Consider the following 3,933-nt stretch of genomic DNA (forward strand, 5'->3'; position numbering starts at 1 on the left):
CTCGTCAACGCCATGAAGCTGAAAGACGGACTTGGCCAGATCAATCCCGAGTGTTGTAATCTCCATGTGGTCGGCTCCTTCCTTTGTTGGCTGTCGGTGCGAATCGCAACTTCCTGACCACGGGCGGCAGGAAGCGCCACAAGCGGAACTCAAGCCAATTCATCGAGCAATGCTTTTGCATCTTTCAGATCCGCAGTATCGAAACCTTCGGTGAACCAGTCATAGACCGGTTGCAGCAGGTCGCGAGCATCGTCCGCCTTTCCCTGTTGACCCCACATGCGGGCGAGGCTGGCGGCAGTTCGAAGCTCCCACGATTTGGCCTGTTGGTTTCTGGCGACGTCCAATGATTGGAGGAAGAGCTTTTCCGCTTCCTCTGCAACGCCTGGTCTATTGGCCAAGATCAGCTGCTCGCCCTTCAGACGGTACAATTCCGCTTCGAAAAAGCGTTCTTCGGAGCGACCCACAGTCTCCAGGGCCGTGTCCAACAAATCAAGCGCCTTTTCGGGTTGCCCTCCGGCCGCGAGAACCTCAGATACCTGGCCCATCACCATCGGTAGAAGGAAAAAAATGCCCGCTTTTCGCAGATTCTCCAAGCCCGACTGCGCCGTGACAATTGCTTCGTCATGGCAGCCTTGCTTTGACAGGATCCATCCAGCGTTAATCTCCCCAAACCAATTGAAAAGAGGAAAATTCTGCTCGTCGGCTAATTTCAGAAAGGAAGCGTTACTTCTTTCGGCGTCGTAAATATCACGGCGAAAGAAGGCGGCACAAAAGTCCCCGAAACAGCGCACGTAGCCGGTCGTATAAGCATGCTCAATCTCCTTGGCATGATCCAATGCGGCACTTTCTATTTTTTTCGCCTGATCCGGGTAGCCCAAAATGTGCAAGGTGATGCCGAGGAAAGCCAAGCTGGCCGACTTGGGATTTTGTCCGAATTCGAAAGTCGAGTGCCCGTGTTGCTCTTTATCATAATAACTGATTGCTGTCTCAAGTCCGGTTCTGGCTTGAGCAAAATCACCAAGAGCGTACTGGCTGGTCGCGGTGATGCGATGACCGAGTACCTTAGGCAAAGTATCTTGCTGGGCTTCTGCCATTTCAAGGAACTGGCGAGCAATCCTAAGCGTCTCGGGTATTCTCGCGCCGTTGTGATTGATAAGGTTGAAGACCCATTGCTGATACAGAACCGGAAACATCAGGGTCGGATCATTGACCTGGTTTGAAAGCTCGTGAGCGCGTTCGAACACCGCCACTGTTTCAGGGGCGCTGTACCCCTCGGTGGCGATCAACGGACCGGCCAGCATTGTTTGCAGTTTGAGTTCGCGTAGCGCCAACGCGTCGCTGGCGGGGGCCGCGCGGATCATGCTGACACCAAATTTAAAATGGGCGATCGCTTCGGTATTCGCCGATCGCTCGATGGCCCGTTGCCCGGCCAATTGCCAGTAGTCGATTGCGCGATCAACGTTACCTGCTTCGCTGTAGTGGTGCGCCAGCAGCTCAGGATCAGCTTCCACCGTTTCAGGGAAACTCTTCTCCAAAAGCTCTGCGACCTGCCGGTGATATTGCTGGCGGGGACGACGCAGGAGCGAGCTGTAGGCTGCGTCTTTCACAAGGGCGTGCTTGAAGATGTACTTGGCCCTGGGTGGGCGTCCGCGCTGGTAGAGGAGTTCGGCATCGACCAGTTGTCTCAATCCCTCCTGCAGCACAGTGTCGCCAATGGCGGACAGCCCCGAAATCATCTCGTAGGCGAATTCGCGTCCTAGCACAGAGCCGAGCTGCGCCAGTTCGCGGACCTGCAGCAGGCGATCAAGCCGGGCCATCAGCGATTCCTGCAGCGTATCGGGAATGCTCAGCGACGAAAGCGGGCCGTTCAGCTCATAGCTCTTGCCGGTGTCGCGCAGAATGTTGGAGGCGAGGATCGTCTTGGTCAGCTCCTCGACATAAAGCGGCACACCGTCGGTCTTGGTGACGATGTGGTCGACGACCTGCTCCGGCAGTAGCTTGGCGCCAGCGATGCGGGCGACCAGCGCCTCGGTATGCGGGCGTTCCAGACGGTTCAAGGTGATCGGCGTGATATGCGACCGCGACGGCCAGGGCAGCACGAATTCAGGCCGCGCCGTCAGCACCATCAGAAGAGAGGCGGTCGGCGCCTGCTCGATCAACAATCCGATCAGCTCCAGCGTCGAGGGATCGGCCCAGTGCAGATCCTCCCAAAGCTGGAGGAACGGCTGGCTCTCGGCAACCTCCAGTGTGATGCCGGTGATCATGTCCTGGGTCTGCTGCTTTTGCTGCAGCGGGCTGAGCGTTAGGGCGGGATAGCGGTCCTCCGGCACAGCCAGAGACAGCAGCGATGCCATCAGCGGCACGGTCTCAGTCAGCGGCTGAGCATAGCGGCCAAGCATCGCCTCGAGCTTTGCCAGACGGCTGGCCGCGTCATCTTCCGGCCGCCAGCGCGCCAGCCGTCGGAAGTGCTCGATCACCGGGTAAAGCGCTGAGTTGGTGTGATAGGGCGAGCAGCGCATAGTCAGCTGTGGCTTGCCCTCGACCCGCACCTCTGCCTTAAGGCCATCGATCAGCGAGGACTTACCGATCCCGGCTTCGCCCGAAAGTGTGACGACCTGACCGCGGCCTTCGTCATTGGTGCTCTGCCAGGCCCGACGCAACAGGCCAATCTCCTCGTCGCGTCCGACCAGCACCGGAGCGGTGATGACATCATGATCGTCGCCGCGAGCAACGCCGGTATCATCGTGCAGCTTAGTTACGCCCCAGGTCTGGACCAGCCCGGTAATCCCCTTCAGTTCGTGCAATCCGAGGTCCTCATAGTCGAAGGCGTCGCCGGACAACTGGCGCGTCAGCTCACCGACGACGATGCCGTTGCGCTCCGCCAACCCCTGAAGTCGGGCGGCCATGTTCGGCGCCTCACCAATCACGGTGCGCTCTTGCGCCATGCCTTCGCCAACAATCTCACCGACCATCACCATGCCAGTAGCGATGCCGACCCGAACCGCGATCTCGACGCCCTTGTCGCGACCTAGGGTCTGGTTCAGGCCGGCCATTGCCGCGACGATGTCGAGCGCACTGCGGACCGCCCGTTCGGCATTGCGCTCCAGCGATTTTGGGTAGCCGAAATAGACTAGGATGCCGTCGCCCATGAACTTCGCGATGAAGCCCTCATATTCCTGAATGTGGTGGGTGCAGGTTTCCTGATAGGTCCGGATGATGTCCTGCAGATCTTCCGGGTCGAGCTTGGTCGACAGCGCCGTCGAATCGGCAAGATCGCAGAACATCACCGTCAGAGGGCGACGTTCGGCGTCGCTGGAAGATGCTTTGGCGCCGGACCGTTCGGCCAGAGGCGACGCCATTGCCGGTGCGGCATTGCTCTTCAGACCGCGTTTCGAAGAAGCTACCTCGGGAAGGGCCAGCGGCCGCAATGCGCTGATCTGCAAGCTGTCCCCTGGCGCCATCGTCGATTGCGCATTCTCGGCTGTCCCAGCCCAAGTCAGAAACTCGCCACCCTGATCGGCAGCGCAGCGCTTGACTTGAATAAGTTCATGGCGGAGGTCCTCGAGCGCGGCGACGTCGAGATTGAATTCCCGCCGGATGCGGCGATAAGTGAGCCTACGCTCACAGAGCAGAAGCCATGTCACTTCCGCTAGCACCTTGCTGAATTTCACCGCCCTGCTCCCAACCGCTAATCCCGTCCCTTTGGCGTGATGCCCATCGCTGACGTCTCGAAATCAAATCAGATAGGCACATCGGCACCGAAGTCCGCACATTACAGCATCGTGTCAAAAGACCAGCGAAAAAATGAGATTTGCCCGGCTCAAAGTACCCGTACGAGACTAGGCTCCAGACTCGTTCTTTTTCATAGCCAGAACAAAACGGTTGCGGCGAGAGCGATGGCTGAGAAGAAGGTTTCCGGGCATCGGTCGTATC

General features: G+C 58.6%; 1 protein-coding gene. It reads right to left on the minus strand.

Annotation, left to right across the window (positions count from 1 at the left end; all coding sequences use genetic code 11):
• Nucleotides 1-149 precede the first annotated feature (149 nt).
• Nucleotides 150-3,671: an AAA family ATPase gene (locus BLT75_RS23940; protein WP_143028678.1), complete on the minus strand. Its 3,522-nt coding sequence runs from the start codon at nucleotides 3,669-3,671 to the stop codon at nucleotides 150-152.
• Nucleotides 3,672-3,933: the final 262 nt, after the last annotated feature.

Source organism: Ruegeria marina (assembly GCF_900101475.1).
In the GTDB taxonomy this organism is placed as follows: domain Bacteria; phylum Pseudomonadota; class Alphaproteobacteria; order Rhodobacterales; family Rhodobacteraceae; genus Ruegeria_B; species Ruegeria_B marina.